The 15,962-nt window shown below is 43.2% G+C and carries 15 protein-coding genes and 2 pseudogenes; 14 read left to right on the top strand and 3 right to left on the bottom strand.

All coding sequences use genetic code 11. The features are described 5' to 3' along the window. Positions 1 to 59 precede the first annotated feature (59 nt). The 3 genes from AC2YHV_RS13390 to AC2YHV_RS13380 all read left to right on the top strand — a co-directional run bounded on the left by AC2YHV_RS13390 (position 60) and on the right by AC2YHV_RS13380 (position 5,051). A complete protein-coding gene (locus AC2YHV_RS13390) occupies positions 60 to 2,234 on the top strand; it encodes a malate synthase G (RefSeq protein ID WP_487373385.1) in 2,175 nt (724 codons plus the stop codon). 1,273 nt (positions 2,235 to 3,507) lie between these two features. Beyond that, complete coding sequence (locus AC2YHV_RS13385; protein ID WP_487373384.1) at positions 3,508 to 3,774, top strand: hypothetical protein; 267 nt, start codon at positions 3,508 to 3,510, stop codon at positions 3,772 to 3,774. A 14-nt stretch (positions 3,775 to 3,788) separates the two neighbouring features. Continuing rightward, positions 3,789 to 5,051, top strand: a complete 1,263-nt coding sequence (locus AC2YHV_RS13380) for a pyridoxal-phosphate-dependent aminotransferase family protein (protein ID WP_487373383.1) — start codon at positions 3,789 to 3,791, stop codon at positions 5,049 to 5,051. A 281-nt stretch (positions 5,052 to 5,332) separates the two neighbouring features. Here the strand turns inward: AC2YHV_RS13380 and AC2YHV_RS13375 are convergent, their stop codons facing one another. The 3 genes and pseudogenes from AC2YHV_RS13375 to AC2YHV_RS13365 form a co-directional block, all read right to left on the bottom strand. Beyond that, positions 5,333 to 5,779 (bottom strand): PaaI family thioesterase, encoded by a 447-nt coding sequence (locus tag AC2YHV_RS13375; RefSeq protein WP_487373382.1) that lies wholly within the window; start codon positions 5,777 to 5,779, stop codon positions 5,333 to 5,335. A 14-nt stretch (positions 5,780 to 5,793) separates the two neighbouring features. Then, positions 5,794 to 7,343: pseudogene (locus tag AC2YHV_RS13370) on the bottom strand (solute symporter family protein). Then, a pseudogene (locus AC2YHV_RS13365) lies at positions 7,340 to 7,561 on the bottom strand (DUF485 domain-containing protein); the annotation flags it as partial. The pseudogenes AC2YHV_RS13370 and AC2YHV_RS13365, both read right to left, overlap by 4 nt. Positions 7,562 to 7,937: 376 nt before the next feature. On the opposite strand from AC2YHV_RS13365, the gene AC2YHV_RS13360 reads away from it, so the two are divergent. From AC2YHV_RS13360 to AC2YHV_RS13310, 11 genes are all read left to right on the top strand, one after another. Continuing rightward, complete coding sequence (locus tag AC2YHV_RS13360; RefSeq protein ID WP_106026698.1) at positions 7,938 to 9,266, top strand: phenylacetate--CoA ligase family protein; 1,329 nt, start codon at positions 7,938 to 7,940, stop codon at positions 9,264 to 9,266. Between the two features lie 21 nt (positions 9,267 to 9,287). Then, on the top strand, positions 9,288 to 9,428 hold the full coding sequence (locus tag AC2YHV_RS13355) for a hypothetical protein (RefSeq protein WP_156404294.1): 141 nt from the start codon (positions 9,288 to 9,290) through the stop codon (positions 9,426 to 9,428). Positions 9,429 to 9,477: 49 nt separating this feature from the next. Continuing rightward, complete coding sequence (locus AC2YHV_RS13350; protein WP_487373381.1) at positions 9,478 to 9,708, top strand: ferredoxin; 231 nt, start codon at positions 9,478 to 9,480, stop codon at positions 9,706 to 9,708. 126 nt (positions 9,709 to 9,834) lie between these two features. Next, positions 9,835 to 10,791: a 1,2-phenylacetyl-CoA epoxidase subunit PaaA gene (paaA, locus tag AC2YHV_RS13345; protein ID WP_063577181.1), complete on the top strand. Its 957-nt coding sequence runs from the start codon at positions 9,835 to 9,837 to the stop codon at positions 10,789 to 10,791. Between the two features lie 17 nt (positions 10,792 to 10,808). After that, entirely contained in the window at positions 10,809 to 11,168 is a 360-nt protein-coding gene (gene paaB, locus AC2YHV_RS13340; protein WP_034314912.1) for a 1,2-phenylacetyl-CoA epoxidase subunit PaaB, read from the top strand. Further along, entirely contained in the window at positions 11,158 to 11,958 is an 801-nt protein-coding gene (gene paaC / locus AC2YHV_RS13335; RefSeq protein ID WP_063577180.1) for a 1,2-phenylacetyl-CoA epoxidase subunit PaaC, read from the top strand. Before paaB ends, paaC begins: the two co-directional genes overlap by 11 nt. Before the next feature lie 24 nt (positions 11,959 to 11,982). After that, positions 11,983 to 12,483, top strand: coding sequence for a 1,2-phenylacetyl-CoA epoxidase subunit PaaD (gene paaD / locus AC2YHV_RS13330; RefSeq protein ID WP_487373380.1), 501 nt, complete (start codon positions 11,983 to 11,985; stop codon positions 12,481 to 12,483). A 17-nt stretch (positions 12,484 to 12,500) separates the two neighbouring features. Then, a complete protein-coding gene (locus AC2YHV_RS13325; RefSeq protein ID WP_034314904.1) occupies positions 12,501 to 12,806 on the top strand; it encodes an EthD family reductase in 306 nt (101 codons plus the stop codon). Then, on the top strand, positions 12,803 to 13,579 hold the full coding sequence (locus tag AC2YHV_RS13320; RefSeq protein WP_278089099.1) for an enoyl-CoA hydratase/isomerase family protein: 777 nt from the start codon (positions 12,803 to 12,805) through the stop codon (positions 13,577 to 13,579). Before AC2YHV_RS13325 ends, AC2YHV_RS13320 begins: the two co-directional genes overlap by 4 nt. Positions 13,580 to 13,589: 10 nt before the next feature. Further along, positions 13,590 to 14,363, top strand: a complete 774-nt coding sequence (locus AC2YHV_RS13315) for an enoyl-CoA hydratase-related protein (RefSeq protein WP_487373379.1) — start codon at positions 13,590 to 13,592, stop codon at positions 14,361 to 14,363. A gap of 23 nt (positions 14,364 to 14,386) precedes the next feature. Next, positions 14,387 to 15,907, top strand: a complete 1,521-nt coding sequence (locus tag AC2YHV_RS13310; protein WP_048678761.1) for an aldehyde dehydrogenase family protein — start codon at positions 14,387 to 14,389, stop codon at positions 15,905 to 15,907. The last annotated feature ends 55 nt before the right edge of the window (positions 15,908 to 15,962 follow it).

The following is a 15,962-nucleotide window of genomic DNA, read 5'->3' as shown; positions in this document are numbered from 1 at the left end:
AAGAAAATTATCTCGGCGTATGCCGGGAGTCAAACTAATTTTTAGAGGAGGAATACATCATGGGAGAATATGTGAAAGTAGGTAATCTTCAAGTGGCTTCGGTACTTTTTGAATTTATCAATAAAGATGGGCTGCCTGGAAGCGGACTGAATCAGGAACAATTTTGGGTTGATTTTGAAAAATTGGTACATGACATGTCTCCAAAAAACAAAAAATTATTAGCTCGTCGTGATGAAATTCAAACCAATATCAATACATGGCACAGGGAAAATAAAGAGATGGACTTTGCTGAATATAAAACATTTTTACAAGAAATTGGCTATCTCGAACCTGAAGGAGAAGACTTTCATATTACCACAGAAGGGGTAGATGATGAAATTGCCTTCCAAGCCGGTCCGCAGCTAGTTGTTCCGGTTGATAATGCTCGTTATGCTATTAACGCTTCAAATGCAAGGTGGGGAAGCCTTTATAATGCCCTATATGGTACAGATGTTATTAGCGAAAAAGAAGGAGCCTACCGAGAAGGGAGCTACAATGAAGTACGCGGTGGAGAAGTCATTTCATTTGCAAAGGATTTTCTTGATCAAGTAACTCCTTTAAAGGATCATTCACATAAAGACGCCGTGAAATATACAGTAGTAGATGGAAAATTAGCTGTTACACTCAGAAATGGAGAAATTACGAGTTTAGTAGAGGAATCTAAGCTAGTTGGCAATCAAGGTGAATACGGAAATCCATCTGCGATATTATTAAAAAATAATGGGTTGCATTTTGAAATTCAGATTGATAGAAGTCACCCGATCGGTAAAAAAGATAAAGCAGGCGTTAAGGACATTCTAATGGAATCTACTCTTACGACAATTATGGATTGTGAGGATTCTGTTGCGGCAGTGGATGCTGATGATAAAGTCCTGGTCTATCGAAATTGGTTAGGTCTTATGAGGGGGGATCTGGCTGTAACTTTCAAAAAGGATAATAAAATGATGACACGTACAATGAACCCGGATCGTTTATACAGGGCACCAAATGGAGAAGAATTCTCTTTACCTGGCCGTTCACTTATGTTTGTCCGTAACGTGGGACATTTAATGACGACAAACGCAGTCCTGGATACAAATGGTGAGGAGATTCCTGAAGGGATTATGGATACAGTCATGACTAGTTTACTTGCCAAACATTCCTTGTTGGGGAATGGTAAATATCAAAATTCATCTAAAGGATCAGTTTATATCGTTAAGCCAAAAATGCATGGATCCGAAGAGGTGGCTTTTGCCAATGAGCTCTTTGATCGTGTGGAAGACATGCTTGGTCTACAGCGAAATACACTGAAAATTGGTGTTATGGACGAAGAACGTCGAACTTCATTGAACTTGAAAGCTTGTATCCGCCAAGTTAAAGAAAGGGTGGCATTTATTAATACAGGGTTCTTAGATCGAACGGGAGACGAAATTCATACTTCTATGGAAGCTGGACCTATGATCTTCAAAAATAACATGAAAGGATCAAAATGGCTACAAGGTTATGAAAAATCGAATGTCAATGTAGGTCTGGCAACCGGTTTTCAAGGTCGAGCTCAAATTGGTAAGGGAATGTGGGCAATACCTGACATGATGGCGGAAATGCTAACGCAAAAGATTGGCCATCTGAAAGCGGGGGCGAATACAGCATGGGTGCCTTCACCGACTGCAGCGACATTGCATGCTCTTCATTATCATCAAGTGTATGTAAAAAAGGTGCAAGATGAGTTGAAAAAGAATCCAGTAAATTTACGTGATGATATTTTGGAAATCCCGGTGGCTCAAAACCCCGAATGGAGTCCGGAAGAAATTCAGCAAGAGCTGGATAACAATGCCCAAGGTATCCTCGGTTATGTTGTACGTTGGGTAGATCAAGGAATTGGTTGTTCCAAAGTACCAGATATCAACAATGTAGGGTTGATGGAAGACCGTGCCACACTAAGAATTTCGAGTCAGCATATCGCTAACTGGCTTCATCACGGAATTTGTACAAAAGGACAGGTTTTGGAGACTTTACAACGAATGGCTAAAGTAGTGGATGAACAAAACCGTGGAGATTCAGCCTATCAATGTATCGCGGATAATTACGACAGCTCAGTGGCGTTTCAAGCGGCATGCGACCTAGTGTTTCAAGGCTATAACCAACCAAGTGGGTATACTGAGCCTATCCTGCATCGACGACGCATTGAAGCGAAGAAAAATAAGTGTAAACATTAAGTGATTTCTGGGGCATCGGACCAACCAGGATGCAATGTTATTAAATTCACGAGGCTTAGCATAGTGTCATATCTTAACTTCCACCAGTAATTCATACGGAGCTTCGGATTAAAATAAGTGATTAATAGATAAAATGGGGAACAAGTGATCACGATTACTTGTTCCCCATTTTGGTCTAATTCTTTATAAAAAAGGCTCTTTTCGTAAAGATTGTTGTTTTTAAACGAAACTATTTAAGGTTGAATGGAGCGGAAGTGCGAGACTCCTGCGGGAGCAGCGGGACAGGTGAGACCCCACAAGCGTTTACGCCGAGGAGGCTCACCGCCCGCACCAAGGAAAGCGAGCATCTGGAGGGGAAATCAACCACAACTCACTACCTGGTAAATAGCAACAAAGTATGTGAAAACAGCCATAAAAAAAGCAAATAAAACGAAACTATTTTAGGTTGATTGGAGCGGAAGTGCGAGACTCCTGCGGGAGCAGCGGGACAGGTGAGACCCCACAGGCGTTTACGCCGAGGAGGCTCACCGCCCGCCCCGCGGAAAGCGAGCACCTGGAGGGGAAATCGACCACACTGCACTACTTCGTAAATAACAACAAAGTATGCGAAAACAGCCAAAAAGAAAAAGCAAATAAAACATATGTGAATTAGATGTAACAAAGATTAGACATCATCTTTTTAGGTTCGCAGTCCATCAAAAGTTAATTTGGCCGGCATATGTAGAACTAGTATCTTAATTTATCAAAAAATACCAGTGAAATATGATAAGGCGCTGACTATAACAAAAGTTCTTTTGATCATGGAAATCTGTATATATATACACATTATTGGTTGTCTTTCAGTTGGTTATTTTGCACAAAAAAGCATCGAAATACTAACAGAATTGTCAATGAAGTTAAATGCGAAAGCAAGTAAAATAATAGATGACATAAATGTTGTGAATGATCATGACATCAAAGGCTATTGCGAAGGGAAGCGATATGATGGGCAATCAAAACGAAAAATTAATAGATGAAAAGGATGATGTTACGTTCGAGGATAGAATGGTTAGCATTTTTCGGGGCAACAGAGAGTAATGGAGTGACCCGGATATTATATTCCAAGGAAAGGATGAGCACTCAGCAGGCAATGAAAGCTGAGGATGGGAAAAAACTTACTACATATTTTGATAGTGTATGCTTTAGGGCGTCCCTCCGGTGGAATCAATCTGACCAGTTCCCATATGGAAACGGACAAGGATGGGGCGTCACCGCCTTTATACGGTGAAAATCATTGGTAAGAGTGATCATGCGGGTACCACTCCCATTCATAAAGGAAGGATGCTGTCGTCTGGCTTCGGAATTCAATGTTCCGAATGGCATCGGTGAGGAAGAGGTTTTTGAAAGGTTTTGTAAGGACATTTTCGACTCTCGATTCCCTGGCAAAGAAAGCGGAAATGAAACTGGGGTTTCACAATCGATGGATGTCAAACCTGTTGCGATGGATATGGATAAGGGAATCGGATTTTTGAATGAAATACTTTATAAAATAGCCTATTGAAGGAGTTGGTAAAAATGGCATATACAGAATTGAATGCACCGATGAGAACGATCATGACACCAGGACCGGTCGAAGTTGACCCGCGTGTTTTAAGGGCGATGAGCACACCGATATTAGGGCAATTCGATCCTGCATTCACCACTATCATGAATGAAGTGATGGAAATGCTGCGTTTGGTTTTTCAAACGAAAAATAAATGGGCGTTCCCGATAGATGGCACCTCAAGATCCGGTAATGAAGCGATTCTATGCAGCATCATTGAGCCGGGGGATAAGGTCCTGGTTCCTATATTCGGCAGGTTCGGTCATTTATTGGTGGAAATCTGTGAGCGATACGGAGCTGAAGTCCATACGATGGAATGTCCTTGGGGAGAAGTGTTCGAACCGCAAGCAGTCATTGCGGAAATCAAGAAAGTCTCCCCAAAAATAACAGCAATCGTGCATGGGGAAACCTCCACTGGTTGTATGCAGCCTTTGAAGGAAATCGGTCGGGCCTGCCGTGAATTGGGTGTCCTGCTTGTTGTGGATGCGGTTGCCTCCATCGGGGGCACCGATGTTAAGGTGGATGAATGGTGTATTGATGGATTGATAGGAGGGACACAAAAATGCTTGTCCGTTCCTTCCGGTATGGCACCGATTACGTATAATGAGCGAATAGAAGAAATCATCCAGTCCCGCAAAAAGGTGGAACGTGGTATTGCCACAGATGAAGACAACCAACAGGTTTCGCTCAGCCGTCCGATCGCCAGTAACTATTTCGATTTAAGTATGCTGCAGGATTATTGGGGACCGCGTCGTTTGAATCATCATACAGAAGCAACTTCCATGATTTATGCGTTACGTGAAGGATTGCGCCTTGTGCTCGAAGAAGGTCTGGAAACGCGCTTTGCCCGTCATGAACTCCACGAAGCTGCTCTCGTTGAAGGGATCAAGGCAATGGGACTAATGTTATTCGGGGATGGGAAAAACAAACTTCCGTGTGTAACTTGCATTGAAATTCCAAAAGGAATCGATGGTGAAGCTGTAAGAGACATGCTGTTGAATGAATTTGGCATCGAAATCGCTTCCTCATTTGGTCCGCTTCACGGGGAAATCTGGAGAATCGGGACCATGGGATTCAGTTGCAGGAAAGAAAATATCCTGTTTGTATTGGCCTCCTTGGAAGCTGTCCTATTGCGCCAGGGGTTTCAAGTTAATCGGGGAGAGGCTTTGCAGGCTGCGCTTGATGTATATGTAGGAAAGAAGGAGAAAATGGTAGCATCACAACGGTCTCTTTGAATAATGGATGTCCATGTGGATTTCAGCAAATCTGGCCATGATCATCGGGAAGGCAAAGAGGGAAAATCGCTTATCAGACGGATGGGATAAGTGAACGGGAGTGCGGCGAGTCGTTAATCGTGATAGGTAACAGTATTACGGTCAATAACTAGAAGAAGGGTTATAAAATAGGGGAGGGGGGATTCCAATCGGGAATCCCCCTTTTTTTTTCTACGTATCCTTGGAAAATCAAGGGAGAGGAAACCGGACTTATGGATTGCATGTCCGCTTTCAAACGTTACTTATTCAACTTGGTCAACGAAATATTGATTTTTCCTGAATACCATCGCTTCCATGGTTGCAATCAATTCCCTTTCATTTAACACGTCTATTTTATACCAGGCCAGTTTATGGTTTTTCTTGATCTCTTTCGCTCTGGCAGTTAAAGTTTCACCCCGTTTGCCAGCTGATAAGAAATTGATGTTGTTTGAAACGCCAACCGCTACTTTGCCATATGAATTGCTGGCTGCTGCGAAAACGTAATCAGCAAGTGAAAAGATAATGGCACCATGAACCGTTCCGTGGCTATTTAGCATGTGGTCACTTGGAATCAATTCTGCTTCCGCTGTGCCGGGACCGAGTTTCATCAATCTCATCCCTAGAAAAGAAGCATATGGTTCGTCGACCAGTACTTGTTTGATTTCATCGTAATGCAATTCGTGAATATCCTTATCTAAATGTGCGGTCATGGAAATCCCCCTTATTAATGGTCTTTTGCTGAATTTATCCCATATCCGGTGTTTGATTTGAACAGTACTTCAGCAAACCTGTTTTCCTCATCTTTTGCCTTTGACAAGATTGTGCCTAAATAAGCTCCAATAAAGCCGAGCGGCACGGTGAAAATGGTCGGGTTACTCATCGTGAAGAGGGGATCGCCCGTGAAAATCCCCATTCCAGGTTCCGGATTCCATACATTGGGGCTAAGCATGACCAGTATGATGGAGCTGAGTAAACCGAATGACATTCCTGTGATCGCTCCGGTAGAGTTGAAGCGTTTCCAATATATTGTGCAAAGGATGATCGGTAAATTGGCACTGGCAGCAATCCCAAGCGCGAGGACTGAAAGAAAAGCGCATTCATTGATTGTGCGAATAAAGCAAGTAGAATCGAAATGACCGCTACGCCGACAGAAGCCAATCGGGCGACGAGTACTTGCTGTACTCCCGTAATATTTCCATCCTTGATGATTTCACCATATATATCATGTGCAAAAGCGGATGCCGACGTTAAAACAAGGCCTGATACAACCAGTAAAATCGTGGCAAATGCTACAGCAGAAACGAATGCGAATAAAAATTCACCGACTATGGTTAATGCAAGTAATGGAGCGGCCATGTTTCCAGCTGGGTTTGCATCGACGATCCGCTCAAACCCGACGAAAGATGCAGCCCCGAAACCAAGGAAAATCGTCATGATGAAAAATACCCCTATAAACCATGTGGAATATACGACGGATTTCCTTGCAGTAGCTGCGTCCTTTACTGTAAAGAAGCGGACGAGTAAATGCGGAAGGCCGGCTGCTCCAAGGACAAGCGACATATTGAATGAAATCATGTCGAGTCCATCGGTGTATTTATTTCCTGGATCCAAAAAATCCTTTCCGAGCGGTGTTGCAGTTTGGACATGATGAAACATTTCTGAAATGTTGAAATTAAAACGCGAAAATACGATGAACGTCAACACGCTAGAACCGCCTAGCAAGAGCACTGCTTTGGTGATCTGCACCCAGCTTGTCGCTGTCATCCCTCCGAAAATCACATAAATCGTCATCAGTACACCGACAAGCAGAACGGATAGCCAATAATCGATGCCGAGCAAGAGTTTAATTAATCCTCCTGCACCGACAAGTTGGGCAATCATGAAAAAGATTGAAATGACAAGTGTGTTAGCCGCAGCTATCCCTCGCACTTTTTTTGATTTGAAGCGTGCTGAAATCATATCTGCCAGCGTAAACTTACCTAGATTGCGTAGTGGTTCCGATACTAGATACAATAAGACAAGAAAGGCAACAAGGTTTCCGATGCTCCTGTAAAAGCCATCAAAACCAATCAGTGCGATTGCCCCCGTAATTCCGAGGAAAGATGCGGCTGACATAAAGTCACCTGCCACGGCCAATCCATTCTACCATGCTGTCAATCCGCCGCCGGCCGTATAAAAGTCACTGGCATTTTTCGTCTTCTTAGAAGAGTAATAGGTTATAGTAATCGTTAACAAGATGATGCCCAAAAAAAGCGTGAGGGATAAAAGGCTCATTCGCCAAGCTCCTTCTCATATTTATTCAAGATTTTTTTTGCCATCTTGTCGTACTTCGCTGCTTTTTTTATCCATACGACGGCAAATTGGAGGAGTGCGTATACCCAAGCCCAAGTAATATGGAAGAAGGCTTCGCCTTTCAGCACTTCGCTATAAGCAGCTAAAATTGGCAGAACAAAATAAAAAGCAAGAAAGAGGAGAGTGACAGGTACATGAAAGCTTTTTCCTTTGGATTAGTTCCTTGAATTCTTCCGTTTCAATTAATTGACGATACTTATTTCCTCTGTCATGTCCTGATGGTGAATGCTCAAGTTTAGCCTATGATTCCATAGTAATCCCCCCTTTTAATATAGTACGTTTTTAAAACGAGTGTTTGATAAAATGATATATCGTTGTTAAAATTAACATAGTCTGAAAATTTAGTAAATTGGTATTTTGTCTATTCAGTCATTTTATCTGAATTATAAAAACATGATTGACAACGTAGAAATGACGTATTAATCTTGAACTAAATCATAACAATAATTTATTCTCCGTTTTATTACTGTTATGAATGTCGGTGGGACAATAGTAAAATTGAGGGGGACTGAAAAAATGTACAATCCGGAAGTTGAAACGGCTTCGCGTGCTGAAATGGAAAGTTTACAAATGGCACGCCTTAAAAAAACGATTAGCCATGTTTATGAAAATGTACCTTATTACAGAGAAAAGTTTAGGGAGATGGGCCTGGAACCAGAAGATATTCAAACTCTAAACGATGTGATAAAGCTTCCCTTTACAAAAAAACAGACGCTTCGTGATCAGTATCCATTCGGTTTATTTGCCGTTCCGATGGAGGATGTAACACGCATTCATGGTTCATCCGGAACGAGCGGAAAGCCTACAATTGTCGGGTATACGAAAAATGATTTGGAAATCTGGGCAACAATCGTCGCACGTGGAATTGTAGCTGCAGGAGGCCGCAAGTCAGATATTTTCCATAACGCATATGGATATGGTCTGTTTACAGGGGGCCTGGGCTTGCATTGCGGGGCAGAAAAGCTAGGGGTTGCGACAGTACCCATTTCAGGGGGGAATACCGATAGGCAGATTACGATCATCAATGACTTTAAACCGCGAGGCATTTGCGGAACCCCTACTTATATTTTGAATATCGCTGAAAAGATGGAAGAGATGGGAATTGATCCTGCTGATAATGGGCTTGAGTACGGAATTTTTGGAGCTGAGCCATGGTCGGAGGCAATGAGGGCAACACTTGAGAGGAAACTGAAATTGAAAGCCATCGATATTTACGGATTGAGTGAAATCATGGGGCCGGGAGTGGCGATTGAATGTCATGAAGCACAGGATGGACTGCATATCGCAGAAGACCATTTTCTTGTCGAGGTCATTAACCCGGACACGCTTGAACCGGTTGAGGACGGCGAAGATGGGGAACTTGTATTCACCAGCCTTACAAAGGAAGCGCTCCCAATCATTCGTTACCGTACAGGGGACATCGCCTCAATTACACATGAACCGTGTAAATGCGGGCGTACGACAACTAGAATGTCCCGTGTTAAGGGCAGAACGGATGATATGATCATAGTCAGGGGAGTGAATGTATTTCCATCTGAAATAGAGCGTGTGTTATTCCAAATGGAGGGAATTGTGCCGCACTATCAGATTCATCTCGTTAAGAAGGGAAATATGGATGGTGTTGAACTGCACATTGAAATTGAAAGCGGTTTCTACAAAGAGATTGAAGAAGACTTAACGCATGGGAATGTAGAGATATTAAGGAAAACGATTCAGCATCATTTGAAATCCGCATGTCTTGTCACGATGGATATTGTTGTCAACATCCCAAAAAGCATTCCCCGTTCAGAAGGAAAAGCGATTCGTGTCGTTGATAAGCGGAAGGATGAAGTCATTCGTTTGTAAATTCCATGCTCATGAATATGGATGTGGAAACCGGACGATTCTGTCGTTCAGTTCTTTCCAGCTGAAGTATCGATTGGAATAAGTGGAGCTGAAGAAATCGAACAAGTAAACGCCATACATAAAGCGGATGCAATCGTGTTTAAATATGGGTTTATCTCTTAATGGAAGAGAAGATGGAGCCAATCATGAAATGGAGAAGGAGGAGGGCCTCTTGTCAAAATATACAGTTGTGGATCAAGAAACCTGCATTGCATGCGATGCCGCTGCACCAGAAATCTTTGATTACAATGATGAGGGAGTGGCATTTGTCATCCTGGATGAAAATGAAGGAACTGCAGAGGTCCCGGAAGGTTTCTTTGATGATCTGGATGATGCGGTGGAGGGTTGTCCGACAGATTCCATCAAAGTGGAAACTTCGCCCTTTAAAGTTTTAGTGGATTAAAAGATTCAAAGAAACCCAGAAAATTTCCTTTTATTTAAAAAAAGACAGAATAGTCTTGCATTAAGTATAACAGTAAAATATAATAACGTTATATAAACGTTATATTTGAAAAAAGAGGTGATTTGGATGAACGTTCTTTTAAATGATATGGCAGGGGAAGAAAAGCTAAATCAATTCATTGCCAGAATCGAAGCGGGAGAAAAGATAGAGGCGGATGATTGGATGCCGGAAGAATACCGGGGCACTTTAATCAAATTAATATCTATGCATGGAATCAGTGAAATCATGGGGGCGCTTCCAGAAAAGGAATGGGTACCTAAAGCCCCGACCTTAAATAGGAAACTTGGAATCATGGCAAAAGTGCAGGATGAAATGGGGCATGGGCAATTATTGCTTCGCGTCGCCGAGGATTTGCTAAAGCCTTACAGTAAAAAACGGGATGACCTCATGCAAGATTTGTTTAAAGGAGATTTAAAGTTTCATAATGTTTTCCATATGGAAGCCAAATCATGGGGCGATGCTGGATTGATTGGCTGGCTGGTTGATGGTGCAGCCATCATTTCACAGACTAACATGCTTGGTGCCTCATACGGGCCTTATGCCCGGGCATTACAGAGGATTTGCGCGGAAGAAGTTTTTCACGCGCAGCATGGTGAAGCGATAATCATGGCTTTGGCTGAAGGGACGGAAGAACAAAGGAAATTGGTTCAAGACTCCATCAATTATTGGTGGGAATCTTTATTACTTTTCTTTGGACCTCCCAGTAAGAATGAAGTGGGCACATCCAAACAGGATATAACGATTAAGTACAAAATCAGAACCAGTACGAATGAAGAACTTCGACAAGCTTTTTTTTCCAAATATGTGAAGCGGATCCTTTCGCTTGGCTTCAGCATTCCAGATGAATCGCTTAGGTTTGACAAAGAGTCTGAAACCTGGATTTACCAACAACCCGATTGGGGGAAATTGAAGGTGTTCGCAAGGAATGAAGGTCCCCGTTCGCAGGATCGCTTAAGTCTTCGAAGAAATTCTTATGAAAAAAATAAATGGGTACGCGAGGCATTGGCGCCAAAGGTCATTTAAGGGAGGGGGAGGACGATATGGAAACTAGACAAGGAAATTACTTTGAAGAATTTGAAGTATTCAGCCGTAAAACGCAATCATCACCCGTTCAATACCACTTCAGCCTGCTCGCCCCGAATGAGGATATCGCCATCATGATGGCACAAGAAAACTTCATGAGACGTGAAGCGGTTGATGATATCTGGGTCGTGAAAAGACGGAATATACGGAAAATGACGGCCGAGGAAAAGAAAACGCTTCAACGTATCGATAATAAAGACTACAGGACCACAAAAGGGTACGGGTATTTAAAGAAAAAATGGCGGAAGTATGAGCAGGGAATGCTCGATGAAAAAGAGATAATGTCTTGGGCTGGAGGTGTGAAAAATGAGGAATGAATCATTGAAGGACATCGCAATCAAGGAATTGCTGCTTCAACTGGCAGACGATGACTTCATCCATTCATACCGTGGTGCAGAATGGTTGGGACTCGCACCGCATATCGAAGAAGATGTTGCATCCGCCTCGATATCCCAAGACACGATGGGGCATGCAGCCATTTATTATAAGTTACTTGATGAACTCGGTGAAGGGGATGCGGATAAGCTGGCTCATGACCGTCCCGCCAAGGAACGGCGCAATGCGATCATTCTCGAATTGGTCAATGGTCCTGGTCACTATATGAAAGACCCGGATTATGATTGGGCGTTTGCGGTAGTGCGGAATTATTTTTATACCCAAGCCAAAGCAATTAAGGTTCAATCCCTTCATTCATGTTCATATGAACCGCTTGCTGAAGTGGCACAAAAGGTACAGATGGAACTTTACTATCATTTGATGCACTGGAAAACCTGGTTCGTCCAATTGCTGGGATCTGGTCACTTGGAAGCGGTTTCGAGAATGAAAGCGGCGATCGGTAAAACAATGCACGATTTTGCTGGCGTATTTTCACTTGGACAATATGGGGAGGAAATGGTGGAGCTCGGCTTGATAGAGGGCGAAGCTGTTTTACAAAAAAAATGGATCGAGGCCATCACACCAATTTTTGAAAGTGTCGGCTTGGCAGAAACGATTCAAATAGGGATGGCAAGAGGTGATGGCCGCAATGGCCAGCATACGGAAGATTTGGAAAAGGCGCTAGAAACGTTAAGCGAAGTATACGCAAGCGATAAAGCAGCTTCATGGTGAATCAATAGAAAGGGGAGGGGTACCATGGCGACCGTACAGTTAAACACAGAAGAAATATATAGGCTCCTGGAAGACGTTAAAGATCCCGAAATCGATACAGTAAGTATTCTGGATTTAGGGATGGTCCAAGACGTGACGGTTTCGGGCCAGGACGTTTCGGTAAAAATGCTGCCAACTTTTCTTGGGTGCCCGGCATTGTCGATCATTCAAAAAAATGTGGAAACAGCCCTTAAACAGCTGCCTGCCGTAAAAAATGTAAGTGTGGAATTTTTACGTTCCCCTTCCTGGACATCCGATCGAATTACGGAAAAGGGGAAAGCTGGATTGAAGGTTTTCGGAATCTCCCCTCCTCCTCGACAAATGAAAAGTGATGGATCATGGCATGTGGATTGCCCATATTGTGAATCGACATATGTCACGATGGAAAATATCTTCGGTCCAACGGCCTGCCGCAGCATTTTATATTGTAAGGCATGCAAAAATCCGTTCGAAGCGATGAAACCGATGATAAAAATAATCTTATAAAATGGAGGTTTTCTAAAATGGTAAAACTAATCGCCCTTTATAAACAACCTGAAAACAAGGAAGAATTCGATGAGCACTACTTCAATGTACATGGTCCGATAACGGAAAAAATTCCTGGTCTTCAAAAAATGGAGGTCACTAAAATTGTAGGGACCCCAATGGGCAAAGACTCTGAGTACTACATTCTTTGTGAAATGTATTATGAAGACCATGATGCATTGCAACAAGGAATGCGTTCCCCGGAAGGAAAAGCATCAGGGAAAGACCTAATGGGCTTTGCCGGGAAACTTGTAACGATGATGATCGGTGAAGAAATAAAATGAATGCGCTTCAATTCATCGAAACGTCAATCTCGGATGGAATTGGTTATATCTCTTTAAATCGGCCTAAGCAACTTAATGCCCTTAACAGGATAATGGTTAGGGAAATAGTTTCAACCATGGAAGAATTCGACCGGGACCCGCAAGTGAAGGTGATTTTGCTATCGGGCAATGGAAAAGCATTTTCCGCTGGAGCTGATATTGACGAGATGGTGAACGATGATCCAATCAGTATGGAGTTAACGAACCAATTTGCCGATTGGGACCGAATAAGCCTAGTCAAGAAGCCTGTGATTGGTGCGGTGAAAAGTTTTGTATTCGGCGGCGGTTTTGAACTTGCTTTATCCTGTGATTTCCTGATTGCCGCCAGTGATACCCAGTTTTCCTTTCCTGAAGTGACACTGGGGGTCATGCCTGGTGCAGGAGGGACCCAAAGGTTGACGAAATTGGTAGGCAAGACGAAGGCACTTGAATGGATATTGACGGCTGAAAGGATAAAGGCAAAGACAGCCCTGCAATATGGTTTCATTAATAAGATCGTCGCACCTGAATTGTTAATGGAAGAATCGGTTGACTTTGCTAGAAAGATAGCAAATCAACCCCCGTTAGCTGTAAGGCTGATCAAAGAATCCATCAATAAGGCCGTTGATTATCCCTTAAATGAGGGCATGCAATTTGAACGGAAGAATTTCTATATCCTTTTCGCATCAGAGGACCAAAAAGAAGGAATGAAAGCATTTGTTGAAAAAAGGGAGCCAAAATTCACAGGCGGATAAGGGGTGCTCTATGTACGAAACGATCAAATATAGGGTTGAAAATGGAGTTGCTTGGCTTACTTTGAACCGTCCTGATAAACTAAATGCCTTTACGTCCCAAATGAATAAGGAAATACAGAAAGCGATCAAAATATCCGCGGAGGCAGATGAAGTCCGGGCCATTATCATTACTGGGGAAGGCAGGGCATTTTGTTCGGGGCAGGATTTATCGGATGTTGATGAGGGCATGAATTTAGGCCAGAAGCTGCGTGAGGATTACGGTCCGATGATGGAGCAAATAGCAAACTGTGAAAAACCGATCATTGCAGGAGTCAATGGGGTGGCTGCAGGTGCTGGCTTCAGCCTGGCGCTGGCATGCGATTTTCGGCTTGTTTCTGAAAAAGCCAGTTTTTTAAATGCTTTTCTCAATATTGGATTGATTCCTGATTCGGGGAATCTGTATTACCTTTCTCGAATCGTTGGTCATGCAAAGGCCCTGGAATTATCTTTATTGGGCGAAAAGGTTACGGCTGGCGAGGCGAAAAATATCGGGCTCGCTACAAAAGTGATCGGTGTGGATGAGTGGAACGAGCAATTGAAAGCCTTTGCAGAGAATATCGCAAACAAACCAACGAAGGCAATCGGATTAATCAAAAGATACTTAGAGGCGTCCTATCATCTTTCATTGGAAGAATACTTAAAAGAAGAAGCGGAGGGTCAGCGCATTGCTGGCTTAACGAAGGATTATGCAGAAGGTGTGACAGCATTCACTGAAAAAAGGAAAGCTCAATTCATAGGCAAGTAATATAGAAAAGGGAGTGGGATTACATGGTTAGAGTACAAGAGGCGGCATTTGAAAAAGCGGAAATGAAGCGTGATTATTATCATCTGATCATTAATGGAGAAAGAGTGGAAAGCTCGGATGGTTCCACGATTGATGCGTACAATCCTGCGACTGGTGAAATCATTGCCAAGGTTGCAAAGGCGACCAAGGAAGATGCAGAAAAGGCTGTTCAAGCTGCACGTGAAGCATTTGATAACGGGAAATGGAAGAGGACTCCGATTAACAAACGGTCTCGTGTTTTGAACAAAATTGCAGCGATCATGCGTTCACGCTTTAATGAATTGGTTGAATTGGAAGTCCTGAACAGCGGCAAATCCATTTCTGCAGCGCAAGGCCAAGTCATGCAGGCAATTGAAGATTTCGAGTTTTATGCAGGAGCGTTAGTTGCACACCGCGGATCTGTGAATAATGTGCCTGGTCAATTCCATAACTATACGGAAAAAGAGCCAGTAGGCGTTTGTGCCCAAATCATCCCATGGAATTACCCTATGATGATGGCTGCGTGGAAAATTGCACCTGCAATCGCGGTTGGCTGTTCAGTGATCGTTAAGCCAGCCTCGTTAACGCCGCTGACGGCCATTGTTTTAGGGGAAATCTGTTTAGAAGCAGGTGTTCCTTCAGGCGTGGTCAATATCATTCCAGGTCCTGGATCGGACGTAGGGAATTACCTTGTTCAGCATCCGAAAGTGAATAAGGTGGCCTTCACGGGTTCTACGCCAATCGGCAGAGATCTTATGGGCAAGGCTTCACAGACATTAAAAAGGGTCACATTGGAGCTTGGCGGCAAGTCCCCTAATATTGTTTTTGAAGATGCAGACCTTGAAGCAGCCATCGATGGATCATTATATGGAATTTTCTATAATACTGGGCAGTCTTGCGAAGCTAGATCCCGTTTATACGTTCACGAAGACATATACGATGAGTTCGTTGCCAGATTCGTAGAAAAGACGAAAAAATTGAAATTGGGCAATCCGCTCGACAAAGAAACACACATCGGTGCAGTCATAGATCAAGGGCAATTGGATGTCATCGACAATTATGTCCAATCTGCCATTACTGATGGAGCGAAGATCCTGACGGGAGGAAAGCCAGCGGTCATTGAAGGTTTCGAAAACGGTTATTGGTATGAGCCGACGGTCATAGCGAATGTCAATCATGAAATGGATGTAGTGAAAGAGGAAATATTCGGGCCGGTCGTTGTCATAATGAAATTCAAAGATGAAAAAGAAGCTGTGAGGCTCGCGAATGATACGGAATTCGGTTTGGGTTCAGCCCTTTGGACAAAAGATGGCGGGCGTGCGACTAGAGTGGCCAATCAAATAGAAGCGGGAATCGTCATGGTGAATTGCCCATTCTCCGCATTTCCTGGAACACCTTTCGGAGGGTATAAACAGTCAGGATTCGGCCGGGAACTTTGCATTGAGACACTTGATCTTTATACAGAAACGAAAAGCATCATTTCCTATCATGGAAGCCGTCCGTTAAATCCATTTGGAATTCAATAAAACAATAAAATAGACGGCTGGCTGAACGGTATGTCGGAAAAGTAATTCAGGTATG

It is taken from the genome of Peribacillus sp. SRI_006 (genome assembly GCF_057586375.1).
This window is presented reverse-complemented; position numbering and strand designations above follow the sequence as displayed.

Coding starts and splice junctions, on each gene's coding strand:
- AC2YHV_RS13390 (WP_487373385.1), top strand. CDS start 60: ATGGGAGAATATGTGAAAGTAGGTAATCTTCAAGTGGCTTCGGTACTT.
- AC2YHV_RS13380 (WP_487373383.1), top strand. CDS start 3,789: ATGGCATATACAGAATTGAATGCACCGATGAGAACGATCATGACACCA.
- AC2YHV_RS13375 (WP_487373382.1), bottom strand. CDS start 5,779: ATGACCGCACATTTAGATAAGGATATTCACGAATTGCATTACGATGAA.
- AC2YHV_RS13360 (WP_106026698.1), top strand. CDS start 7,938: ATGTACAATCCGGAAGTTGAAACGGCTTCGCGTGCTGAAATGGAAAGT.
- AC2YHV_RS13355 (WP_156404294.1), top strand. CDS start 9,288: ATGTGGAAACCGGACGATTCTGTCGTTCAGTTCTTTCCAGCTGAAGTA.
- paaA (WP_063577181.1), top strand. CDS start 9,835: ATGAACGTTCTTTTAAATGATATGGCAGGGGAAGAAAAGCTAAATCAA.
- paaB (WP_034314912.1), top strand. CDS start 10,809: ATGGAAACTAGACAAGGAAATTACTTTGAAGAATTTGAAGTATTCAGC.
- paaC (WP_063577180.1), top strand. CDS start 11,158: ATGAGGAATGAATCATTGAAGGACATCGCAATCAAGGAATTGCTGCTT.
- paaD (WP_487373380.1), top strand. CDS start 11,983: ATGGCGACCGTACAGTTAAACACAGAAGAAATATATAGGCTCCTGGAA.
- AC2YHV_RS13325 (WP_034314904.1), top strand. CDS start 12,501: ATGGTAAAACTAATCGCCCTTTATAAACAACCTGAAAACAAGGAAGAA.
- AC2YHV_RS13320 (WP_278089099.1), top strand. CDS start 12,803: ATGAATGCGCTTCAATTCATCGAAACGTCAATCTCGGATGGAATTGGT.
- AC2YHV_RS13315 (WP_487373379.1), top strand. CDS start 13,590: ATGTACGAAACGATCAAATATAGGGTTGAAAATGGAGTTGCTTGGCTT.
- AC2YHV_RS13310 (WP_048678761.1), top strand. CDS start 14,387: ATGGTTAGAGTACAAGAGGCGGCATTTGAAAAAGCGGAAATGAAGCGT.